The 23721-nt window shown below is 38.1% G+C and carries 18 protein-coding genes and 1 riboswitch; of the genes, 11 read left to right on the forward strand and 7 right to left on the reverse strand.

All coding sequences use genetic code 11. The features are described from left to right. Positions 1-60: 60 nt before the first annotated feature. Positions 61-486, reverse strand: a complete 426-nt coding sequence (locus MY533_RS08285) for a hypothetical protein (RefSeq protein WP_248718716.1) — start codon at positions 484-486, stop codon at positions 61-63. A gap of 302 nt (positions 487-788) precedes the next feature. After that, positions 789-1520, reverse strand: a complete 732-nt coding sequence (chrR, locus tag MY533_RS08290) for a class II chromate reductase ChrR (protein WP_248718717.1) — start codon at positions 1518-1520, stop codon at positions 789-791. 353 nt (positions 1521-1873) lie between these two features. Here chrR and MY533_RS08295 point away from each other — a divergent pair, with 353 nt between their 5' ends. Then, complete coding sequence (locus tag MY533_RS08295) at positions 1874-3394, forward strand: succinyl-CoA:acetate CoA-transferase ScpC (protein WP_248718718.1); 1521 nt, start codon at positions 1874-1876, stop codon at positions 3392-3394. Positions 3395-3548: 154 nt separating this feature from the next. Here the strand turns inward: MY533_RS08295 and MY533_RS08300 are convergent, their stop codons facing one another. Next, complete coding sequence (locus MY533_RS08300; RefSeq protein WP_132363680.1) at positions 3549-5030, reverse strand: DASS family sodium-coupled anion symporter; 1482 nt, start codon at positions 5028-5030, stop codon at positions 3549-3551. A 631-nt stretch (positions 5031-5661) separates the two neighbouring features. After that, positions 5662-6294: a glycerol-3-phosphate acyltransferase gene (locus MY533_RS08305; protein WP_248718719.1), complete on the reverse strand. Its 633-nt coding sequence runs from the start codon at positions 6292-6294 to the stop codon at positions 5662-5664. Between the two features lie 296 nt (positions 6295-6590). Beyond that, positions 6591-6703, forward strand: a riboswitch (SAM riboswitch). Between the two features lie 117 nt (positions 6704-6820). Between MY533_RS08305 and MY533_RS08310 the strand changes: the two genes are divergently transcribed. The 3 genes from MY533_RS08310 to MY533_RS08320 all read left to right on the forward strand — a co-directional run bounded on the left by MY533_RS08310 (position 6821) and on the right by MY533_RS08320 (position 10733). Then, positions 6821-8122 carry an O-acetylhomoserine aminocarboxypropyltransferase/cysteine synthase family protein gene (locus MY533_RS08310; RefSeq protein ID WP_248718720.1) on the forward strand — a complete coding sequence of 434 codons (1302 nt, stop codon included), beginning with the start codon at positions 6821-6823 and terminating at the stop codon, positions 8120-8122. 352 nt (positions 8123-8474) lie between these two features. Then, on the forward strand, positions 8475-8861 hold the full coding sequence (locus MY533_RS08315) for a hypothetical protein (protein WP_248718721.1): 387 nt from the start codon (positions 8475-8477) through the stop codon (positions 8859-8861). Positions 8862-9746: 885 nt separating this feature from the next. Further along, complete coding sequence (locus MY533_RS08320) at positions 9747-10733, forward strand: homoserine dehydrogenase (protein WP_248718722.1); 987 nt, start codon at positions 9747-9749, stop codon at positions 10731-10733. 51 nt (positions 10734-10784) lie between these two features. Here MY533_RS08320 and MY533_RS08325 read toward each other — a convergent pair whose 3' ends face one another. Then, a complete protein-coding gene (locus tag MY533_RS08325) occupies positions 10785-11015 on the reverse strand; it encodes a MerR family transcriptional regulator (protein ID WP_049667308.1) in 231 nt (76 codons plus the stop codon). A gap of 655 nt (positions 11016-11670) precedes the next feature. On the opposite strand from MY533_RS08325, the gene MY533_RS08330 reads away from it, so the two are divergent. Genes MY533_RS08330 through MY533_RS08340 form a run of 3 tightly spaced genes read left to right on the forward strand, consistent with a single transcriptional unit; the run spans position 11671 to position 14698 of the window. Further along, a complete protein-coding gene (locus MY533_RS08330; RefSeq protein ID WP_132363670.1) occupies positions 11671-12363 on the forward strand; it encodes a response regulator transcription factor in 693 nt (230 codons plus the stop codon). Continuing rightward, positions 12341-12496, forward strand: coding sequence for a hypothetical protein (locus MY533_RS08335; protein WP_248718723.1), 156 nt, complete (start codon positions 12341-12343; stop codon positions 12494-12496). The genes MY533_RS08330 and MY533_RS08335 overlap by 23 nt, the downstream gene beginning before the upstream one ends. 15 nt (positions 12497-12511) lie before the next feature. Beyond that, a complete protein-coding gene (locus tag MY533_RS08340) occupies positions 12512-14698 on the forward strand; it encodes a sensor histidine kinase (protein WP_248718724.1) in 2187 nt (728 codons plus the stop codon). A gap of 659 nt (positions 14699-15357) precedes the next feature. On the opposite strand, the gene MY533_RS08345 is transcribed toward MY533_RS08340, so the two are convergent. After that, positions 15358-16506, reverse strand: coding sequence for an acyl-CoA dehydrogenase family protein (locus tag MY533_RS08345; RefSeq protein ID WP_248718725.1), 1149 nt, complete (start codon positions 16504-16506; stop codon positions 15358-15360). 326 nt (positions 16507-16832) lie between these two features. Here MY533_RS08345 and MY533_RS08350 point away from each other — a divergent pair, with 326 nt between their 5' ends. The 4 genes from MY533_RS08350 (at position 16833) to MY533_RS08365 (ending at position 22421) form a co-directional block, all read left to right on the forward strand. After that, a complete protein-coding gene (locus tag MY533_RS08350) occupies positions 16833-17912 on the forward strand; it encodes a metallophosphoesterase (protein ID WP_248718726.1) in 1080 nt (359 codons plus the stop codon). Positions 17913-18210: 298 nt separating this feature from the next. Continuing rightward, a complete protein-coding gene (locus tag MY533_RS08355; RefSeq protein ID WP_132364696.1) occupies positions 18211-19044 on the forward strand; it encodes an undecaprenyl-diphosphate phosphatase in 834 nt (277 codons plus the stop codon). Positions 19045-19517: 473 nt separating this feature from the next. Next, complete coding sequence (locus MY533_RS08360; protein ID WP_248718727.1) at positions 19518-20819, forward strand: globin-coupled sensor protein; 1302 nt, start codon at positions 19518-19520, stop codon at positions 20817-20819. Positions 20820-21458: 639 nt separating this feature from the next. Continuing rightward, positions 21459-22421 carry a 2-hydroxyacid dehydrogenase gene (locus MY533_RS08365; protein WP_248718728.1) on the forward strand — a complete coding sequence of 321 codons (963 nt, stop codon included), beginning with the start codon at positions 21459-21461 and terminating at the stop codon, positions 22419-22421. Between the two features lie 294 nt (positions 22422-22715). On the opposite strand, the gene MY533_RS08370 is transcribed toward MY533_RS08365, so the two are convergent. Further along, complete coding sequence (locus MY533_RS08370) at positions 22716-23516, reverse strand: TIGR00266 family protein (protein ID WP_248718729.1); 801 nt, start codon at positions 23514-23516, stop codon at positions 22716-22718. Positions 23517-23721: the final 205 nt, after the last annotated feature.

Consider the following 23721-nt stretch of genomic DNA (forward strand, 5'->3'; position numbering starts at 1 on the left):
TCAATTTGAATGAGGAACAAAGACGATCTAGTAGTACTATGCTAAGAAGATCGTCTCTTTTTATGTTGGCTGAGATTCCATATAGTGAAGCATCTTTTCCAGGTGGTTAGTAAAAAGTGCTTTTGCATGATCGTTTAACGCAAATATTTCATGTATGTACCCTTGCAGTAAATGATGTTCATATTCAAAAGGATGAGAATCTTCGTTTTCTAATATATGTGCTAATAAAAGTGCATGTAACACCACGACCTCTAGATTTTGTGTATTTGTAATAAATTTCAAGTTGAGGATAGTAGTGTGGGAAACGAATTGATTCACATAATTAATAGCATCTTTATAAACGACTAAGTCGATATGCGGTTCAAGTCGTTTTCTTAATAAAGTACATTCATTATTTAAGTCTTGAATTTTTAAAAATAGACCTCTTACACTTCGCTTATGTTGTTGTTCTAATGTACGAGCAAGGTGTTTATTGATATAGGACATTTATACATAACTCCTTTTCACATAGCGGTCATCTATTAGTATTAATGGAATTGTTTGAAAAGGAAAGAGTCTTTTTGTTCAATTTATACCTAAATTTAACTCATTTCAGCGGATTTCTAAACATCCGCTGAAAGAAGTTAAAGCCTCTGGCGGGTATCATGGAAATCGGAGGAATTAATAAAGGGTGTTAGCCTAGAAAACATAGCATCCATGCGGTAGCGGCTAACGGGCGGACAATGTAGAATAGAAAAAAGGGGAGTTACTATCATTTGATAGTAACTCCACATAGTTTGCTGATGAAATTATTTCCAATTGAACCCTTTTTTCGCTAAAAATTCATTAATGTGAGGACGGCGCTGTTCAATTAAAAAATCAGCCATTTGCTTTGTCCAGTTATCAATTTTTCGATTAGATGAGCGATTATTATAGTATGTTTCCATTGTGTCGTTGTAAGCTGGTAAAAGCTCCTCGTATTTGTCTGCATTGTATTCATTTTCATGTAATACTGCTGCAACTGGTAAACGAGGTTTCACTTCATTACGACGAGCAGGAACCCCAATTGTTAAGCCGAAAAGTGGGAAAACATAGTCAGGTAGATTGAATAATTCGCTTATTTCTTCAGGCTTATTACGTACGCCTCCAATGTAACAAATCCCATATCCCATAGATTCCGCCGCAACGACAAAGTTTTGAGCGAATAATGATACATCAGCTACTCCAACAAGTACGTTTTCTGCTGAATCAGCCACAATATCGACACCTTCTAATTTACCTGCTGTTTGCAGACGCTTGAAATCTACACAGAAGACAAAGGCACCGCCAGAAGTTTCGTATTGACGAGGATTACCAGAGAGCAACCCTAATTTTTCTTTTTTCTCTGCATCTGTTACCCAAATTACACTATAAGCTTGTACGAAATGGGACGTAGCAGCCATTTGTGCAGTAGAAATTAATTCTTCTATAATTTCTTTTGAAATCGGATTTCCATCATAAATACGAACCGAGGAGTGGTTCCGTAATAATTCTTTAACCATTTATAAAATCTCCTTTTCCCCTTTATATATCAAGAGCATATCACGCTTCTTCTTCAAAATCGAATTTATCTTCCTTCAGGAAATATTTTTGTAGTGAAAGCAAAGCGACAGCTACAATTACACCAAGGCAAAATTTATAGAAGGTGTTGAAAATTATTTTTAAATAATTTGCGATGCATAAAATTTCTCGTAATATAAAATATTTCGTTAGTTATAGATTAAAAATTCTAAATAGTTTAAAATTATATACGGGTGGTTTATTTGGTTGGATTTCTAATAATTGGATGACTATACCACGAGGATTAAACCGAGTAATTTAGTTAATCAAAATAAAGTGGGATGGAGGAAGAGGGATGGCAGAAAAGTTGGCGAAAAAGCTTCGTAATGAACAGTTACGGAGCAAGGTTGTAACAGCAGAAGAAGCAGCGTCTTGGATTAAGGATGGTATGGTACTTGGGATGAGTGGGTTTACACGTGCTGGTGATGTTAAAGTGGTGCCCCTTGCACTTGTGGAGAAAGCGAAAAAAGAGAGCTTCAAGGTAGATGTATATACAGGTGCATCGCTTGGCCCGGAAGTTGACCAATACTTAGCAGAAGCTGGCGTTATTCGTAAACGTGGACCTTTCCAAGCAGATGCCGGTATTCGTAATAAAATCAACAGTGGCGAAATTACATTTGTTGATGCGCATTTATCACATAATGCGGAGCTAGTGCGCCAAGGAATTATTGGTCCTATTGATTTTGCGATTATTGAAGCGGCTGCTATTACAGAAGACGGCTTGCTAATTCCTACTACTTCAGTTGGCAATTCTCCTATTTTTGTGCAAGAAGCAGACCAAATCATCATTGAATTGAACATAGCTCAGCTTGATGCATTAGAAGGTGTCCATGATATTTTTGTACCGGGATCACAGGGAAAACGTGATCCGATTCCATTACAAAATGTATGCGATCGGCTTGGCACAATTGGTATACCACTAGATTTAGATAAAGTAAAAGGCATTGTGATTTCAGATATTTTAGATGCACCATCAACGATTGTTCCTGCAGATGAAGAAACAGGTATTATGGCCAATCATTTATTAAACTTCCTACGTGAAGAAATTAAAGTAGGTCGTTTAACAACAAGCTTAAGACCCATTCAATCAGGTGTAGGCTCAGTAGCAAATGCTGTTTTATTAGGCTTTAAAGATTCAGAGTTTGAGAACTTAGAAGTATATTCAGAAGTTCTGCAAGATGCAGTATTCGAATTAATTGATGCAGGGAAGGTAAACTTTGCATCTGCTACTTCTATTACCCTTTCTGAGGAAGTTGGAAACCGAGTTTATGGTAATTTTGAAAAATATGCAGATAAACTAGTATTACGTCCGCAAGAAATTTCTAACCAACCAGAAATTATTCGCCGACTCGGGTTAATTTCTGTTAATACAGCGCTAGAGGTAGATATTTATGGGAATGTGAATTCTACGCATGTTTCTGGCACAAAAATGATGAATGGAATCGGCGGCTCTGGGGACTTTGCACGTAATGCGAGATTAGGTATTTTCGTCACGAAATCTTACGCAAAAGGTGGAAATATTTCTAGTATCGTGCCAATGGTCTCGCATGTAGACCATACAGAGCATGATGTAGACGTAATCGTCACAGAGCAGGGAGTAGCAGACCTACGTGGACTTGCTCCAAAAGAACGGGTTGGCCTCATTATCGATCACTGTGCACATCCGGAATATCGTGAGCAATTATGGAAGTATTTTAATGATGCCAATGAAGCAACAGGTGGACACCATACGCCACACAATCTAGAAAAAGCGCTCTCATGGCATGTGAACTACGCTAAAAATGGTACGATGAAGAATCCAGCTTTATCGAAATAATAAAGTAATAAAAGCCTTGAAGGACAGTTGACTTGTTCCTTCAAGGCTTTTAATTTGTTAAAAATGAAATCCAAAAGCATTCTCGAGAAGTGAATCAGGTAAGCTGGGAAGTGATTAGGTAAATCCCCTCAGTTGTTTAAAAAAACCTTGCTTCTTACAGTAAACCAATCCATTTCCAATAGGTTGCAGAAAATAAAAGAACTAGAATGTATCCAATAATCGTTAATGGAATACCGGATTTTAAGAAATCTTTTGTTGTAAAGGCTCCTGTCCCATACGCAAGCATATTTTGCGGTGCACTAATAGGTAAGAGGAAGCCGAAGCTAATGACGAATTGTTGTACGATAACGAAACCAACCTGATCGACATTAGTCGTTAATGTTGAGGCTAAAACGATAAATACAGGTACAAGCGCAGATGCTAAGCTTGTTGCACTCGCAAAGCCTAAATGAATAAGAATATTAAATAAAGTAACAAGCGCGATTGTTGCAAGAATTGGCATAGAATCTAATCCGAGTGAACCGAATACTTTATCAGATAACCACGATGCACCTTTTGTATTAAGCAAGACAGTGCCTAACATAATTCCTACAGCGAAGACGATAATTGTCCCCCAAGGAATATGTGGTTCAACTTGCTTCCATGAATAGACTCCGATTTTTGGCATTAATAAAATGGCGATTGCAACGATTGTGACAGTTGTCGTATCGAATGGGTGAAGTTTGCCTTCAGCAGCCCAGAAAAATAGTAAAACTACTGATGTTATGATTAAACGAATTTCAGGAGCCTTTAGTGGACCAAGTTCTGCAAGCTGTTTTTTTATTACTTCTCTACCACCTGCAATATTACTTGTTTCAGGCTTAATTAGTGTAATCATAATGAAAAATAGAGCGACTGACATGATGATTGAGAAGGGAGCTGCATAAAGTAACCAAGCACCCCAAGAAATATCCACACCAAATTGTTCTTTGATGAAGTTTAAAGCGACCATATTTTGAGCTGCTGCCGTCTTTATACCGATATTCCAAATAGAGACAGCTTGCACAGAGGTAATGACAAGTAGAGCAGCAAGTCGACTATCACGTGGTAAACCAAATGCTGCTACCATCCCAAGTAGTATTGGCACAACTGCGCCTGCACGTGCAGTAGCAGAAGGGACAAAGAATGCGAGTGCAATAGATACTAAAATAGCACCGAATACAATGGCTTTCGTTTTTGTCCCTACGAGTGAAAGGATCCAAAGCGCAAGTCTTTTATGTAAATTGGTAATCTGCATGGCTGCCGCTAGGAAAAGTGCTGCGGCTACTAGTGCTACTGCTGAATTACTAAATCCACTTAATGCTAATTTTAATGCATCCGAAGTGCCTAGCTCTCTCGTTGAATCTTCCATTGATGGAGCTAACCCTAATAAGATTGTAACGAGAGCAATAATCATAGCAGAGCTAACGGGATAGGATACTGCTTCTGTAACCCAAAGGATGACAGCAAAAGCTAAAATAGCCAAAGCGCGTTGTCCGGCTACAGGTAAATCGCCGTTGTTAGGTAAAAAAGTAATGATGATTAATGAAGCGAAGGCTAATCCAATCCAGAGTGGTTTCAAATTACGTTTTGGTTTTGCTTGTTCAGAAGTAGACATACTTTTTCATCCTTTCTTAAACATGACTATAATTTTCACATCGGCTAGTAAAATGCTTTATGAAGAAAGTTAATTTGTCTATTTATTGTAAAAAAACTAGTATGTGAAATACCCTCTATATATAGCGATAATGGGCAGTTGCGAGAAAATTGATGGTCATAGAAAAGACAAAAATATCCAAAAGATATTATATTTTTGGTTCATCACCAAAAGTTGTGGATGAATTTGTTAAAACGTCTACTATGTAAATAGTTGACCTTCGTTCCGACTGGGCGACTCCTTGGGGATTAGCAATAGAGGAACGAAGGCTAAAAGCATCACATCCTGTGATAACGCCTTCGTGACCAACATCGTGCTGCTGTCGCTACGTTGTACTCACGCTTTCGCGCAAAAAACATCTGTTGGCCAGAGACCCTGCAGCGAAGCGGATGTTTTCTGTGCGAAAGCGTAGTGTTAACGTAGCGGCAGCACCAAAAGCGGCTCATCGGACGCCCCTAGGAAGCTTTGCTCTGTGCGAAAGCGTAGTGCTAACGTAGCGGCAGCAACAAATGTTTTCTGTAGCGAAAGCGAAGCGTCAGCTACAAAGCACCCAGTAGGAACGGAAATCAACCACACGTTTTGGTGATGATCCTTATTTTTTCTTTTTGAATGCTGAAGTCACTTTAGGCTCAGTTCCTAGCAGCAAGCGCTTAATATTTTCGATATGCAAAATGATGGCTATACCAAAAAGTAATAGGGCAATAATCGTTGGGACTGTTCCAGGAATCCATAAATATGTGGCTATACAGAAAACGAGATAAAACTCAAGTACACCGACAATTAAATAGTTCGTTACGAAAGATAACATAACAAATAAAATGAGTGCAAATAAGCCAATTGTCCAATCAATCGCAAGTAATATCCCAATGATTGAAGCAGTTCCTTTACCGCCATTGAAGCCCATATAAAATGGGAAATTATGACCTAGAATGACACCGGCAGCTGCAATATACGTAAAGAGCCAAACTTGTATTTCTGTTAATTGTGTTATATCTGCTAAATAGGCATGTGCACAGATTATAGCCGCAACGCCTTTGCCGATATCGATCAGTGCAACTAATATGCCGTATTTCCAGCCGAGGGAAAGTGTTGCGTTAGATGCACCCGCATTGCCATGACCAGTCTTTTTTAAATCTACTCCAGATAAAAACTGAGCAACTTTAGAGCCGTGAATACAGCCAATCAAATAACCAACAAGAAGAAAAATAATAACGGCTTTTATCATAAAAATTCTCCTTTCAAAATAAAATAGGCTCGTCACTAAAAGTTAGGAATGACGTTTGTTATAACAAATGCCCTAAAGTTGATTGGAGTAGAGACTGGGTCCCCTAGGAGAGCGCATAGTCGGAACTGTAATCAACCCCACATTTTGGTGATAAAAACTATAAATATCAAAATAGTGTATGCGTTCGTATTACGTAAAAAAGCAGACGGAAGTTTCAGAAAAAATAAAATTTTAGTATTGACAGTGAAAAAGTCTATGTTTATACTGTGTAACAACGATGGAAATTGAATCTCATACTCTTATCAAGAGCGGCGGAGGGATAGGCCCTATGATGCCCGGCAACCAGTAAGTGATGAACTTGCTAAGGTGCTAATTCCTACAGATTCTTATTGGATCTGGCAGATAAGGGGAGGAAAACTTGCAACCGCAACCCTCTTCTTAGCTGAAGAGGGTTTTTGTTTTCTACTAAAAAAATCCTCCTCATCTCCGGTACCATCGTAAAAAAATAACCATTTGGAGGTATACAATGACAAAATTTAAACCAGAAACATTGCTGTTACATGGTGGCCAAGAGCCAGACCCGGTAACAGGATCACGAACAGTACCGATATATCGCTCAACGGCTTTCGTTTTTAAAGACACAGCTCATGCGCAACGTCTTTTTGCCTTAGAGGAAGCCGGCAATATTTACACACGAATTACAAACCCAACTGTAGATGTTTTTGAAAAACGCGTCGCTTTATTAGAAGGCGGTACAGCAGCAGTAGCACTTTCATCTGGTGCAGCAGCTATCGCATTTTCCATTTTAAATCTTGCAGGGGCAGGCGATGAAATCGTTGCAGGTAGCTCTTTATACGGAGGTACTTATAATTTATTCGCCAACACACTACCAAACTACGGTATTAAAACGATTTTTGTAGACGAAACAAATCCAGAAAATTTCCGAGCAGCTATTACTGATAAAACAAAGGCCGTGTTCGCTGAAATTTACGGTAACCCAAGTTTAAAGGTACTAGATATTGAAGCAGTAGCAAATATAGCACATGAAAACGGCTTGCCATTAATTATTGATAGCACATTTGCTTCACCATATGGCTCTACACCAATTGACTACGGTGCAGATATTGTTGTTCATTCCGCAACAAAATGGATTGGTGGCCACGGAACAACTTTAGGTGGCGTTGTAGTAGATGCAGGGAAGTTCGACTGGACTCGTGGCCGTTTCCCAGGTTTTACTGAGCCAGATGCTTCTTATCACGGTTTACGTTATGGTATTGACACAGCAGAGGCAGCATTCGCCACAAAATTGCGTGTGCAATTACTACGCGACTTTGGTCCAACATTAAGTGCAGATGCAGCATTTAATTTATTACAAGGTTTAGAAACGCTTCATTTGCGTATTCCTAAACATAATGAAAATGCATTAGCGGTAGCTGAATATTTACGAAACCACCCATCTGTGGAATATGTAAATTACAATGGCTTAGAAAATTTCCCTACCCATGATTTAGCTAAAAAATATTTAAAAAATGGCTTCGGTTCAGTGCTTACATTTGGTATTAAAGGTGGACGTGAAGCAGGGCGTAAATTAATAGATAGTGTGAAATTATTCTCGCACGTAGCAAATGTAGGGGATGCAAAATCATTAATTATTCATCCAGCATCTACTACACATCAGCAATTATCTGCTGAAGAGCTAATCCAAACTGGCGTAACCGAGTCGCTCATTCGCTTATCCATCGGTTTAGAGGCGGTAGAGGACATCATTGAAGATTTAAAACAAGCTATTGAACAAGTAACAGCTTCACAACAAAAAGTAGAAGCTTAATAAAAAGGACTTTGGTAATGTTGTAGTGTTGACGTATTTTCTCATTCGATAGGCCTCATTTGGTAATGCGTCAAACGTTGCTACATCATCCGCTCGCCTCATTTGGTGAAGAAGCTGAAAATTTAATACCTAGTAATTTTATAAGTATTATTGATTTTTTAAATTCCTTGTTTTATACTAGGTAATAAGAAAAGTGTTCGAAGGGCTACCAACCTAGAACCAATGTTTTCAATTAATGCTAAAACTAATTTAGTTTCATAAGTGCTCCCCCACTTTTGAATAGATGAAGAGGAGTAGTTACTCAGCCAGTAGCTACTCTTGCTACAAAACTGATGATAAAGGAGTGTTTTAAATGGGAAATGTGTATAGTGCGCAAAACATTGCATCTTATCTTATTTATGAATTAAATGAAGGTCATGTGTTTGTGAACAACATGTCCATTCAAAACATACTTGCGTCAGTTGAACGTAAATGGCAAGAGAACTTTGGACATTCTGCTTTTATTGAAATGGTTTATGTCAAAGAGGAAGGCTATACAGTAAAAGAAGTTTTCGAAGCTTATGAAAGCTATGGAGCAAATCATATTCCTCTTCCAGCGACAGAGTATTATTTAAAATACGGTACATTCCAATTAGTTGAACGTACGTATGCAATACCAAATTTTACGCGGGAGGAAATAGGATTAGTTCAACAAGCTTTAATACAATATCGTTATAAATTGCTTGCCAACGCTAGTTAATTATCCCTCATATTTTTGGCTCATTCTCTGCTGCTACAGGGAATGAGTTTTTTAAATTAGACGATGAAAAAATACAGAAAAAATTTTATTAATATATTTCAAAAGAACAATTTTTATGAATGTCTTTACATACATATATATAATAGAAGAAAGGCATTTGTTTTTTAACTTCTTTCAGCAAATATATTTGTAACGGAAGCGCTGTTACAGAAGAAATCTCTCACATTTATAGTTGGTGAGATTAATGCGTAGTTAAGTTTCTTTTCAGTAGGTTTGCAAACGTCTGAACCTATCGCTCCGCTTATGGGTACAAAAGACATTTGCTGAACTAAAGGACGCCACGTCCTGTGGCAATTTATCTGTGCAAAAGCGAAGCGACAGCAACAACTGAGTGGCTAACATCATATTGGCCTGAAGCCCCCGGCGCATGGAATCGGCTTTGTGCCAGCATAAAGCCGGATGCGAACGCAATTGCCAAGGCATAATTGATAAAAGAACAGTCAATAATTGTTCCATCATTATAGTTCTAGTGAAAAATCATATAATAAAAGGGATGAAAACGATTTCTTTTGCACGTCTACAGAAAACAAATGTCCATCCTAGAAAGATTTTTCTTGTGCAATGTAAGTATTTACGTTACAATTTTCTTTAAGTTGATTTTTGAATTATTTGAATTTGTGTGTGTTTCAAAGGTTTTTTATTTTCGTTCAGAGTAGCGAAGGTTAGATGACTTAACCTAAATATCTGTTTGAAAACGAAGTGTTAGAAACACGGCAAATTGACCTGCTTTATAAAGTCGGCGCACAATTCAAAATATGTACGAATTAAGCTGAGACGAAATAAATTTAATGAAACTGCGGAATGTAAGTTGGAGGGAATACAACAATGGCAACTATAAAGGCAGCTATATTAGGATTTGGAACGGTAGGTCAAGGAATTTACCATATATTAAACGAAAAGCGTGAAGAGCTTAAAAATAAATTAGGAATTGAGCTAGAAGTAGCAAAAATTTTAGTTACTGATACTAGCCGTGAACGTGTACCAGGCACAGCGCATTTAATGACAACTAGTATGGATGAAGTATTAGCTGAACCAGGTATGCAGGTTGTTTTTGAGGCGATTGTCAATGAGGAGCCAGCATTTACTTATTTAAAGCGCGCTGTTGAACATAAATGTCATGTCATCACCGCTAACAAAGTAATGTTTGCAAAACGAGGCTTGGAACTACAGGATCTTGCAAAAGCAAACGGTGTTTTTGTAGGCTTTGAGGCAACGACTGCTGGCGGTGTACCAGTTATTAAAACGATGAAAAACATTTTGCTTGTCAATGATGTTAGTCGTATCCAGGGTGTTTTAAATGGGACATCCAACTATATTTTAACGAAAATGCGTTCACAAGGCTGGTCGTTCGAGACCGCACTAAAAGAAGCGCAAAATTTAGGGTATGCAGAGGCAGATCCATATAATGATATTTCAGGACAGGATGCCTTTAAAAAATTAATGATTTTAAGTGCTTTGGCATTTGGAGAACAACCAGACTGGGCTGACGTCGAAGTAGTAGGTATTGATAGTATTTCGGCAGAGCAAGTAAAAGAAGCATGTGAAAAAGGCTTGCGTTACCGCCACGTTGCTGAGGTTGAGAAACTAGCAGATGGTAAAGTGGTCGCAAAGGTTGGCCCGCAATTAGTTGATAAAGAACATCCACTTTATCCAGTTGATGATGTCAATAATGCTGTGGCATTAGATACTAATTATATTGGCACATTGACGCTAGTTGGACCTGGGGCAGGCATGTATCCAACAGCTAGTGTAATGGTTGAGGATTATGCGGAAATTATCGGTAAGCGAGCTGGATTTGTCGTAACAATATAATAGATGCCTATCATTCAACAATGTTCTACTTGTTTGAATGATAGGCATTTTTTAATCCTCATCTTTAACATCGATATCCTCTGGAATAGGTGTATTCCGCCAAATTTCTATTTCCTCTTTAATGCGATCTAACTGCTCAAAATAAGTGCTAAATTGCCCGCTATTAATTAGTATTTGGTCACCGTCGTATACTGAACGAATACGGCCCTCGTAAACTAGGCGAAGAACTTGATCCTCTGGCATACCAAGTTCGATGGCTGTTTCTTCAATTGTTTTATACATAAATTTCGCTCCTTTTATTGCTTTTATTATAACCTCCCTTTAATAGAAAGCCTACTATAGGTTAATAAATGAAAGAAAAAGGAAAATGGTAATTGTTTGATTTTGGATAAATCTGTATTATTAATGTTAATGAGTTGTGACGGTTACGGGGGCAATAATGATGATTAGCTATTACCATTTTGCAATGTAAAAAAGCTGTCTGAAATGTTCAAGGAAATGGACATTTATTCTAGGTCTTTTTTTCTCATCAATTCGGCTTACAGGTGTAGCTATTGGAACCATTTTATCGTTTAGTAGCTCTCTCCTGTCTTTAGTGATGCTTTAGAAAGGGAACTTTGGAAATCTTGCGGGGAACATCAACTATGTAACAATGGGGAAGGGGCTATCTGAGGGAACTAGACTAGCCTTTTCTGCAGGTCTTTTCTTTGACATATATATTGCCCTGTATTGGAGGGGCGTCTAGCCGACTCCTTGGGGATGGGAACGAAGGCTAAAACGATCACGTCCTGCGATAACGGCGAGCATCCTTTTGTGAAATCCTTTTCGATTCCGTGACACCCGCCAAAGTTAAAACCTTAAGAAATTCTTCATTTTTATACTAACTGGTTTTTAAGATTTAAAAGGTACACTATTAATTGAGAGCGAGGTGTATATCATGACGAAATTAACAGTTCTTGTAACAGACGATGATCAAGATATTCGTGATGGTATTGAAATTTATTTAAAGAATGAAGGCTACAATGTCATTAAAGCTGCTGACGGCTTAGAGGCACTCGAAAAATTAGAAAACAATGAAGTACATTTAATTATTTTAGATATTATGATGCCAAATATGGATGGAATTACAGCGACGTTTAAAATTAGAGAAGAGCGCAACATTCCAATTATTATGCTTAGTGCAAAGGCGGAGGATGGCGACAAAATTCATGGCTTGTCTGTAGGCGCTGATGATTACGTCACAAAGCCTTTTCATCCGCTAGAGTTGCTGGCTCGAGTGAAATCTCAGTTGCGACGTTATGTACAACTTGGGACGTACAATGAGGGAGCAGCAAAGGTGGAAATCGACGGACTTGTATTAGATGAAGATGCAAAGGAAGTCATTTTAGAAGGTGAGCCTGTTCGATTAACACCAATCGAATATAAGATTACGGAATTATTAATGAAAAATGTAGGGCGGGTATTTTCGATAAGAGAGATTTATGAGCGTGTGTGGAATGAGGAGGCTTACAATGCAGAAAATATTGTGGCTGTACACATTCGAAAAATACGTGAAAAAATCGAAGCAGATCCGAAAAATCCACGCTATTTAAAGGTGGTGTGGGGCGTTGGCTATAAAATGGAAAAATAAAATAGAGCAGTATGTTACAATTGCAGGGTTTGTAGCAGGGCTTATTGGACTAATTTATTTCGGTGTGTATGCCTACCAAATAGTAACTTCACGCTCTTCCGGGATGTTACAATTACTGGAGAGAATTTTTTAGAGAGGAGTTAAAAGTATGTTAAAAAATTGGAAACCTCTTCTCGTTCTTTTATGTTTAATCTGGGCAATTTTCGGTATATTTACGTTCTCTAAGATCGGGTACCAATATATTGGAAAGTCGTATTTTCAATCTGAAAATTTCCAGCATGAACTTGATAATTTTCAGTCAGAATTAGGACCATTAGTGTTGAACATGCCAATAGCTGAGGATTTGAAAAGTAAAATTGTGGTTACACAAAGTGAAATAGAGGAACATCGTAATCGCTATGGAACATTAGGAGAACAGATAGATAGTATTAAAACTCAATATGAAGGACGTATCCAAGAAGCTGCTAATGTAAATGCAACGGAATTAAAAGCCAAGCTTGAGAAAGAGCGGGATGCAATAATTAAAGATATTACGGGTAATTTCGAGGATGATGAGCATGTCCGTAAAAAAATTCTAGCTCAAAAGGAAGAGCTTGTTGATCAATATATAAAGGCAGCAAATGAAGAAGCAAAGAGTTTTGCGAAAAATTATAATTATTGGTCTTATGAATTAACGAACATTGAAACAGGCAAAACATATCGTTCCGGTGATGTTTCGGATAGTAGTGCGTTCAAAATTAAGTATAACGGACAACACCCATTAACTGCTTGGAATATAAGTGATAATTTAAGCTACCGGGCTGATAGTTACGTGGATATAGAGGATTTGAGGGAAAGTTCTGATTACACTGGTATCATAACCATTTCAAAAAAATCAGCTCAAGAAGCCGATATCTTGGGAGGATATGACCATTTTACACGCAATCAATACATGTTCTACTTTATATGGCTAACGAGTATTGTGGCAGCTATCTTTGCATGGAAAGGGCGTAAAGAAGTGCTGCAGATGGTACAAGGTTTAAAAGAAAAAGAAGCTCTTGCAAAGATGAAAATTGATTACCCAATTGGATTCTTATTAATAAGTGCATTCATATATATTATAGCATCTGAAATTGCTTTTGAGTCGATTGAGTTTGTTCCGTATCAATCTAACTATGTACATTACTTAATTAGTTTGTTGTTTAAAATAGGTGCCTTAATCATTATTGCAATGCTGTTCTTTGTACAGCTTATTTGGTTGTATGATCGAGTGAATACAACACAGAAATTAAAAGAAGACTTAAAAGCTAGTTATTTATGGTCACTTGGCGGATCAATCACAGATTTATTTATAAATCGTTCCATAGCATTACATTCCGTTGTTATGATTGGGGCAGCGTTTTTCGGTGGTGGCAGCCTTGTTGCTACAATGGCAGCAGGTGGCGGATTCCCCTTTTTAATGTTGGTTATCTGCGCAATGATCGGTATACCAGCCATGATTCTCTTCCTTTCTAGAATGGGCTATTTAAACCGAATTATGAAGGACACGAAGGATATGGCAGAAGGACGTTTAAATCGCGATGTCAAGGTAATGGGCAAATCACCACTCGCTGGGCATGCAGAAAATCTTAATCATTTAAGGGAAGGCGTACGCACGTCTATGCATGAGCAGGCAAAAAGTGAGCGTTTAAAAACAGAGCTTATTACGAATGTTAGTCACGACTTACGCACGCCGTTAACATCTATTATTACGTATACAGATTTATTGAAAAATCCTGATGTTACAGAGGAAGAGCGTAAGCAATACATTCATATCCTTGATAAAAAATCAGAACGTCTAAAATTACTGATTGAAGATCTTTTTGAAGTATCTAAAATGGCAAGTGGGAATATGGAGCTTCATCGCACTCGAGTTGATTTAACCCAGCTTATACAGCAGGCAGTAGGGGAGCATGAGGAAGATTTAGCACAGGCGCATTTAGATTTACGCATGACAAAACCACATGAGCCAATCTACGCATATGTGGATGGACAAAAATGGTGGAGATTAATCGATAATTTAATCGTTAATGTGTTGAAATATGCATTAGAAGGCACACGTGTTTATGTAACATTGAAACGGACGGCAGAAGGTGATGCTGAATTCACGGTGAAGAATGTTGCAAAATATGAAATTAGCGAGAATGCTGATGAGTTATTTGAACGCTTTAAGAGAGCTGATGCATCACGCCATACAGAGGGCTCAGGGCTAGGCTTAGCCATAGCACAATCCATTGTAGATTTGCATGGTGCTCGTATGAGTATAGAGGTAGATGGAGATTTATTTAAAGTAATTGTTCGAATTCCAACAGCATAAACAAAAAAGCAGCGGCAAACATTTTGCCGCTGTTCTTTTATTTTGAAAAACAGATTTGGCCGATCTATCCACGATTATGGCGTTTCTATCCACGACTTTGCCGGTTCAATCCGGCGGTTAGGCTATAACATCCGTCGATACGGCACTTGAATCCGTCGGTTAGGCTATAACATCCATCGATACGGCACTAACATCCGTCGCATAGTTTTCAATCCGTCGTTAAGGCACTTTTATCCGTCGGTTAGGCTATAACATCCGTCGATACGGCACTATCATCCGTCGCATAGTTTTCAATCCGTCGCTATGGCACTTTTATCCGTCGGTTAGGCTATAACATCCGTCGATACGGCGCTAACATCCGTCGGTTAGGTTTCAATCCGTCGTTAAGGCACTTTTATCCGTCGCTGAGGATTAACATCCGTCGATACGGCACTAACATCCGTCGCATAGTTTTCAATCCGTCGCTATGGCACTTTTATCCGTCGGTTAGTCTATAACATCCGTCGATACGGCGCTAACATCCGTCGGTTAGTTTTCAATCCGTCGTTAAGGCACTTTTATCCGTCGCTGAGGATTAACATCCGTCGATACGGCACTAACATCCATCACTTAATGAATGCCTCGTTTCGCCGAAGAACCTTACTTTGTTTAATACCTAGTTATAGTCCTAAATTCTTGGCAATAATCACTTTCATGACTTCGTTAGTACCTGCATAAATGGACATGACAGGAATATCTCGATATCTTCTAGCAATCTTGTATTCTTCCATATAACCGTAGCCACCATGTAACTGCATGCACTGGATAGCAAGCTCGCGTGCATTTTCCGTTATCCAGTATTTTGCCATCGAAACTTTTGTCACAACATCATTTCCTGCGATATGTTCCTCTATTAAAGATTCTAAAAATGATTTGCCCAGTTCAATTTTTGTTGCCATTTCAACTATTTTAAATTGTGTGTTTTGGAAGTCGCTAATTGGTTTTCCGAAAGCTTTGCGTGATTTTACATAATCAATTGTCAAGGCCAGCATGTCCTCAGCAGCCGTTTGCGCAGCGATGGCTACTGCTAGACGCTCTTGTTGTAGCTTTTCCATCATATAGATAAAGCCTTTACCTTCTTCGCCAAGGAGATTTTCTACAGGTACGCGACAATCCTCAAAAAAGAGCTCTGCTGTGTCCTGCGCGTGCATGCCAACTTTTTCGAGTTTGCGACCTTTCGTGAAGCCCGGCGTCCCGTCCTCGATGACAAGGAGGCTAATACCGCGATGTTTTTTTTCAGCCTGAGGATTTGTTTTTACAGCAACGACTACTAAATTAGCATGAATACCATTTGTAATAAATGTTTTTTGCCCGTTGACGATATAGTGATCGCCATCACGAATAGCAGTTGTTTGAATGTTTGCCAAATCCGAACCTGTACCTGGCTCTGTCATAGCAATGGCAGTAATATTTTCGCCTGTAACGCATTTTGGTAGCCAGCGTGATTTTTGCTCATTTGAGCCGTATGCTTCAATATAAGGAACGACAATATCATTATGCAGACCAACGCCAATAAGGCTCGAACCTATACGCTCAAGCTCTTCTTGAATAATAACGCCAAAACTAAAATCTAGTCCGAGACCGCCGTATTGTTCTTCTACTTGAGGGCATAGATAGCCCATTTCTCCAAGCTTACGCCAAAACTCAAGTGGAATAAGTTGATCTTTCTCCCATTGTGGATAGTATGGTTCAGCTTCTTCTGCTAAAAACTTACGTAATGTTTTACGAAATAACTCATGCTCTGTTGATTCAAATTTATATTTTGCCATGAACAACACCCCTTTTTTCTCCCGTACATGCGAAATTTTTTCTTGCAATTACAATGTTACTTAAAAATTCAGAAAAATTAAAGTGTATTATTTATAGGTGCTTTCTTAGGTCTCATTGTAAACCAGAAGAGAGCCTAGATTACGATATTGTCACCTTTCTAATTAAATTGTCATGTAAATCATACAATTAAATGACAAGAAAAATGTACAATATAATGAGCACATTGGTTGCCCTTACATACTTTCAATAGAAATACTTAATGCAAATTTAAAAATTAAGTATAATGCTATAATCAACTAAGACTATATGAAAGTAGGGAACTGAAATGCCTAAAGTAATCGGTGGAATTCTATTAATAAGTATATATAGTGCGTTAACTTTTTACTTAGGATGGGGATTGAGACAGTGGCTTGTGGCAATGGGATGGTTCCGCTCCCCAATTTTATATTGGGTAGTACTGTATATCATTGCGTTTAGTATTGTTATTAGTAGATTGCATGAGTCCTTACGAGTCTTTTCAATAATCCATAATTACTGGATGTTTATTTTTGAATACGGATTAATGCTGTGCTTGTTAGCACACTTGATTATTTGGTTAAGCCCCTTTAAAAGTGTACAGATCATTGGAAGTATAGCGATTGCTATATTTTTTGTACTAAGTATTGTAGGCACTTATTTAGCATATTCACCTGTTGTCCGTCATTTAGAAATAACGATGGATAAAAAGAGTAGTGAGCTAGATTTGATGAGAGTTGTAGTTGCTTCAGATTTTCATTTAGGGGTTCTCTCAAATAAAAGCCATTTACAACGCTTTGTTACTTTATCGAATGAAGCACGACCGGACATCGTCTTTTTAGCGGGGGATATTGTGGATGACGATCCTAAATGGTTTGCTAAAGATGGAATGGCAGATGTGATGAAGCAATTAACATCGACATATGGAGTGTACGGTGTACTAGGCAATCACGAATACTATGGCAAGAAAATCCCTGAATTTATTAAAGAGATGGAAAATGCTAATGTAAAAGTTTTGTGTGATGAAACTATTAGAATCGATAATGTGATAGTATTAACGGGGCAAGAGGATATTACAAATAAGGATAGAAAGCAATTAGATGCATTGAAGACTGCAGATGATTTGCCTTGGTTTGTTATGAATCATACCCCAAATGATTTAATTACCCCTGCAAAAATGGGCGTAGACTTCCATATGTCAGGGCATACACATAAAGGTCAACTATGGCCTAATCAGTATATAACGGCTCGTGTATTTGAACTTGATTATGGTTATAAGATAAAAGAAAAAATGCATACACTTGTTTCATCAGGTTTTGGCTTTTGGGGTCCGCCAATGCGAATAGGCAGCCGTTCCGAGTTATGGGTTGTAGATATAAATTTCCGTTAGTTGGTAAATTGCAATCTCTGTATTATGATGATTTTGGTCCGTCATCTGAAGACATTTTGAAATAAATGACATGTGACTAAGTAGATTGGAGTGAAGGCTGGGCGACTCCTTGGGGACTAGCTTCACAGATGAGCGAAGCGGATGTTTTCTGTGCGAAAGCGCCCAGTCGGAACGGAAATCAATCCCACGTTATGGTGATAAGGTAGTCTACTCATAACTGAATGTTATAGTCATAGTATATGAAAAAGTGTATTTTATAATATGTTAGTATTTAATTTATAAAAGGTAAGGTGAAAACGTGGATATCATTGAATTATTAAAGGCGCTTATTTTGGGCTTTGTCGAGGGAATGACAGAGTTTGCGCCAGTGTCGTCGACAGGACATATGATTATTGTAGACGATATGTGGCTAAAGACAGAGGAGTTTTTAGGGATGTATCCCGCCAATACGTTTAAAATTGTTGTACAGCTTGGCTCCATTTTAGCCGTAGTCGTTGTTATGTGGAAGCGAATGTTAAATTTAGTGGGACTTTATAAAATTGATGGCCAATCGAAATCTGTGAAAGGTCACTTCAACTTACTACATGTGATTGTGGGTATGTTGCCAGCAGTTATATTAGGTTTTGCGTTCAAAGATTTTATCGATGATCATTTATTTAAAGTAGAGCATGTTATTTATGCTTTAGTAGCTGGAGCACTTTTAATGATTGCTGCCGATAAATTAGCTCCGAAAAGACCAAGAGTCGATTCTTTAGATAAAATTTCTTATGGTTTAGCTTTTAAAGTAGGATTAGTACAATGTTTATCACTTTGGCCAGGATTCTCCCGTTCAGGGGCTACCATATCCGGTGGTGTACTATTTGGTATGAGTCACCGTGTGGCGGCAGATTTTACTTTCATTATGGCAGTACCAATTATGGCGGGTGCTAGTTTAGTATCTGTACTGAAAAACTGGGATACGCTATCTATGGATTATTTTGGATTCTATGTAGTAGGCTTTATTAGCTCATTTATCTTCGCATTACTATCAATTAAATTCTTCTTAGCACTTATTTCAAAAGTGAAATTAATGCCTTTTGCTATTTATCGTATAGTACTAGCTGCTGTACTAGCTGTTATTATCTTTATGTAAATAATAAAGTCACTCTTCTATTAAGAATGAGTGGCTTTTTTTAATTTCTTTCAGCAGGTTACAAATTTTACCTGTTGCTACGTTTTCGGCCAAAAGAGGAACTAAGCCTACGAACGCCACGTTCTGTGGCATAAACGAATGACCGACATCGTGTTGACCCTCTAAGTACTAAGCCGATTCCGGACTGCGCGACAGCGGCAAATGTTTTCTGCGCGAAAGCAAAGCGACAGCGGCAAATGTTTTCTGCGCGAAAGCGAAGCGACAGCGGCAATTAGGCCGAGGCATAAATGATTAAATTAAGAAGAAATGCATGGTTAATAAGTATTGTTCGAGAGTAGTATGATAGATTATCGCGTATTGAAAACAGATATTTTTTCCCTATATATTGTCATTACAGTTGTAAAGAACTTATAATTGAATTCAGAGAGGTTTTTGTTTTCTGATTATATTTAGTAGAATAGACATACAACGGGGTGGGAAAATTGTTCCAAATTGGAAATAAGTCTAAGAAGAATACAATTGAGATTACTGATGAATCAAGTATAGGGGTTATTATTCAAGATCAGGAACGTTTACTACAGTTAAATCTAGTAAATTTAACTAGAGAGGATTTACAGTTAATTAGAAGTTTAAAACCGTATATTGAACGAAATGTTGAAGAGGTAGTGGCGGCATTTTATCATGCGATTGAGAGTGTGCCAACATTACGTGAGGTGATTGAAAAGTATAGCTCTAGTGAGAAGTTACGCCAAACATTAAGCCATCATATTATAGAAATGTTCGAAGGGCGTATAGACGATGCATTTTTGAAGAAGAGAAGGCAAGTAGCAAAAATCCATGTGAAGATTAACTTGTATCCTAAGTGGTATTTAGCAGCCTTTCAAAATCTTGAAAAATTTTTAAGACAGATTGTTTATAAGCTTCAATTAACGAGGGATGAAGAAGAAAAGTTTTGTGAGGCCGTTAGTAAAATGTGTAATTTTGAACAACAGATTGTTCTAGAAGAATATGATAATTATGCTAATACACTAATTGAGAAGCAACAGCATAGTGTTCGAGAACATGTTAAGGAAATTATAGGTGGGATATCTACGCAGCTAGAGACCCAATCTCATAGTACCAATGAAACAGTGACAGAACTCGTTTATAACACCAAGGAAGTGAATGAATACTTGAAGGAAAGTATCGATGAGGCAAAAACAATGCAAGAGGTATCGTCTGAAGGTTATTCTAAAATAATATTAATTAATGAGCAAACAGGGAAAATTCATCATAAGACAGTTGAAATGTCGGGTATGGTGGAGCAATTAGATGATTCTTCCTCCAAAATTAATGCTGTTATTGAAATAGTAAAAAATATTTCTGGTCAAACAAATTTACTTGCGTTAAATTCGGCTATTGAGGCTGCACGTGCAGGAGAGCACGGAAAAGGCTTTGCTGTCGTAGCGAGCGAAGTTCGTAAGCTTGCAGATCAGACGAAAACGTCGGTTGAACAAATTGCGGATCTCATAACTATGTCTAATGGGATTACACAACAAGTTGTTCAAGCAATTCATGACATTCAAGAGATGGTGAACAATAGTATTGAGCAAAATGAGGAATCTTTAAAAGCATTCGACGCAATATCTAGCTCAGTAAACGGTTCTATCTCAAACTTCCAAAACGTCGGACTAAAAATAACGGAACTGGCGGAAATTATAGAAACGATTGGAGAATCTTCCGAGGAATTAAAACAAGTTGCCAATCGATTAGATACAACAATTAGAGATTTCTAACGACTATGCATAAAGCCCGTGCATAGTTTTTTATTTATTATCATAGTGAGGGGGTGTTCTCCGTTCCGGATGGGCGCTTTGTTGTTGCTGCCGCTTCGCTTTCGCACAGATAAAACATTTGTAGCTGCCGCTTCGCTTTCGCACAGATAAAACATTTGTAGCTGACGCTTTGCTTTCGCTACAGAAAAAAACATTTGTTGCTGCTACTACGTTAGCACTACGCTAAAGCTTCCTGGGGGCGTCCGATGAGCCGCTTCACTCCACTTATTCACATGGTATACGCTTTAACAAAATGTCATCTCTTTGAATTTATCGAAACACTTTTATGTTTTATCGACCAACTTTTGAAATTTATCGATAAAATTTCGGGTTTTATCACCCAACTTTTAAATTTTATCGACATACACCTTCTAAAGAAGATTCACACACAAATTTATATGAATCCTGTTACTTTATTCTGTCGCCCAGTCGGAATGGAAATCAATCACACGTTATGACAATTTATTATTATTTTTTATAAATAAGACAAAATCGCCTTTCTGAAGTTTGAAGAGTGCCACGTAAAGATAAGAATTCCCTAGAAAATGAGCGTTCTAAGTGTTACGCTATAGGCGAATTGAATTGAGGGGTGTTCGGAATATGAAAAAGAAATTATTTATTACACGAAAGTTCCCAGCGCATATAGTTGAACCGTTGCAAGAGTATTATGATATCGAACAATGGGAGGAGGAGGAAATTGTTATACCACGGGAAAAGCTATTGGCAGCTGTTGCAGATTGTGAAGTATTGTGGGTAACGCTTGCTGACCAAGTCGATGAAGAGTTATTATTACACGCACCCAAACTAAAACTCGTGACTAATTTAGCTGTTGGATACAATAACATTGATGTCAAAGCTTTGCGTAAGCGCGGAATAATGGCAACTAATACTCCAGGAGTTTTAACAAATACGACTGCAGATTTAGTATGGGGATTATTGCTTGCGACTGCTCGAAGAATTCCAGAAAGTGAACGATATTTGCGTGAGGGTAAATGGAAAAGCTGGTATCCGATGCAATTAGTAGGTAAAGATGTTTCAGGATCCACTATAGGAATTATTGGTATGGGACGTATTGGCCAAGCTGTTGCAAGACGAGCAAAAGGTTTTGATATGAAAATTTTATACAACAATCGTAGACGCCGCCATGAGGTAGAAGAAATGTATGGCTTTCAATATGTATCGGTGGAGGATCTTTTAAAACAATCGGATTTTGTTGTGATTATGACACCTTTTAACAATGATACTGTAGGACTTATAGGCGTAGAAGAACTTGCTTTAATGAAGGATGACGCGGTATTAATTAACGCTTCACGTGGTGGCATTATCGATGAGAATGCACTGTATGATACGTTAAAAAACGGTAAGCTATGGGCTGCAGGGCTAGATGTCTTTGAACAAGAGCCTATTGCTTTGAATCATCCCTTATTGACGCTTCCAAACGTTGTAGCACTCCCGCATATCGGTAGTGCCTCGCTGCAAACTAGAACGGCTATGCTGATGCTAAACGTTAAAGAGCTTACCGCATATGGGCAGGGCAAGGCTGTAACGAATCGAATAGATTGATGACACTAAAGGTAGGGTCCTTTCGTGGTAAAACGGTAAAGAATTAATTTTTGGTGAATAAATGGTGTAAATCAACTGTAATTATAAGAGAAGGAGCACATCGTGATTAGATGTGCTCCTTTAACTAATTCCAGCTATACCTGTTGCTACGTTAGAACTACGCTTTTGCGCAAAAAAACTGTGCTGATGTCGCTACGCTTTTGCATAAAAAGACAAAAGCCGATTCCGGACGCATTGTTTAGCTGTAGCGACAGCTATAATTATGCCGAGGCATAATTGATTAAATAGCGTCCATTATTTATTAAACATATCAAATAAACCGCCAATGCCGCCTTCACCTCTAGATTGACCGCCACCGCCTTGAGAAATTGGTGCTGCAGCGAAGACACGGCTTGCTAAACGGCTAAATGGTAATGATTGAATCCATACTTTACCTGGACCCTTTAAAGTAGCGAAGAAGATACCTTCACCACCAAATAATGCAGTCTTTACGCCCTTGACCATTTCGATATCGTAATCTACATCAGATGTCATAGCAACTAAACAGCCTGTATCAACACGTAATACTTCACCAGGTGCTAGAGTCTTTTCGTGAATAGTGCCACCTGCATGTACAAAAGCCATGCCGTCACCTTCAAGCTTTTGCATAATGAAGCCTTCACCACCAAAGAAGCCAACACCGATTTTTTTCTGGAATTCAACGCCGATAGAAACTCCTTTTGCAGCAGCTAAAAAGGCATCTTTTTGACAAATAATCTTGCCGTTCAATTGGCTTAAATCCATTGGAATAATCTTACCAGGGTATGGAGAAGCAAAATACACATGGCGTTTACCTGAACCAACGTTCGTAAATGTCGTCATGAATAAACTTTCACCTGTAATTAGACGTTTGCCAGCTCCAAATAATTTATCCATAAGTCCACTTTCTTGGCTTCCTGCTGAACCATCGCCAAAGATCGTTTCCATATGGATAGAATCATCCATCATCATTAAAGCTCCAGCCTCAGCTACCACTGTTTCTTGAGGGTCAAGCTCAACTTGCACGTATTGCATATCGTCGCCATATAATTTGTAGTCAATTTCGTGATTATTCATAAAGGATTCCTCCAAAAAATAATTTTGTTATTATATACGATTATAAGTTGTATTAGTTTCATCGTATAATTAAATATTTTAGAAAAAAAGGGAATAAACTAGTAAATGGCGAATATAAAACACTGGAATGAGTATTTTCTATTTTTGTTTAGCTGGAATTTGTGATTGTTTTAACTTCTTTCAGCGAATGGCAAACATCCCGCTG

Source organism: Lysinibacillus sp. Ag94, from assembly GCF_023242215.1.
Taxonomy (GTDB): Bacteria; Bacillota; Bacilli; order Bacillales_A; family Planococcaceae; genus Lysinibacillus.

What these genes read in the sequence shown, in the direction of transcription:
- MY533_RS08325 (WP_049667308.1), bottom strand. Translation starts at nt 11,015, where the DNA reads ATGTATAAAACAATTGAAGAAACAGCCATCGAACTTGGTATGCCAGAG.
- MY533_RS08370 (WP_248718729.1), bottom strand. Translation starts at nt 23,516, where the DNA reads ATGAATAATCACGAAATTGACTACAAATTATATGGCGACGATATGCAA.
- MY533_RS08320 (WP_248718722.1), top strand. Translation starts at nt 9,747, where the DNA reads ATGGCAACTATAAAGGCAGCTATATTAGGATTTGGAACGGTAGGTCAA.
- MY533_RS08305 (WP_248718719.1), bottom strand. Translation starts at nt 6,294, where the DNA reads ATGATAAAAGCCGTTATTATTTTTCTTCTTGTTGGTTATTTGATTGGC.
- MY533_RS08365 (WP_248718728.1), top strand. Translation starts at nt 21,459, where the DNA reads ATGAAAAAGAAATTATTTATTACACGAAAGTTCCCAGCGCATATAGTT.
- chrR (WP_248718717.1), bottom strand. Translation starts at nt 1,520, where the DNA reads ATGGTTAAAGAATTATTACGGAACCACTCCTCGGTTCGTATTTATGAT.
- MY533_RS08330 (WP_132363670.1), top strand. Translation starts at nt 11,671, where the DNA reads ATGACGAAATTAACAGTTCTTGTAACAGACGATGATCAAGATATTCGT.
- MY533_RS08315 (WP_248718721.1), top strand. Translation starts at nt 8,475, where the DNA reads ATGGGAAATGTGTATAGTGCGCAAAACATTGCATCTTATCTTATTTAT.
- MY533_RS08300 (WP_132363680.1), bottom strand. Translation starts at nt 5,030, where the DNA reads ATGTCTACTTCTGAACAAGCAAAACCAAAACGTAATTTGAAACCACTC.
- MY533_RS08310 (WP_248718720.1), top strand. Translation starts at nt 6,821, where the DNA reads ATGACAAAATTTAAACCAGAAACATTGCTGTTACATGGTGGCCAAGAG.
- MY533_RS08350 (WP_248718726.1), top strand. Translation starts at nt 16,833, where the DNA reads ATGCCTAAAGTAATCGGTGGAATTCTATTAATAAGTATATATAGTGCG.
- MY533_RS08285 (WP_248718716.1), bottom strand. Translation starts at nt 486, where the DNA reads ATGTCCTATATCAATAAACACCTTGCTCGTACATTAGAACAACAACAT.
- MY533_RS08295 (WP_248718718.1), top strand. Translation starts at nt 1,874, where the DNA reads ATGGCAGAAAAGTTGGCGAAAAAGCTTCGTAATGAACAGTTACGGAGC.
- MY533_RS08345 (WP_248718725.1), bottom strand. Translation starts at nt 16,506, where the DNA reads ATGGCAAAATATAAATTTGAATCAACAGAGCATGAGTTATTTCGTAAA.
- MY533_RS08340 (WP_248718724.1), top strand. Translation starts at nt 12,512, where the DNA reads ATGTTAAAAAATTGGAAACCTCTTCTCGTTCTTTTATGTTTAATCTGG.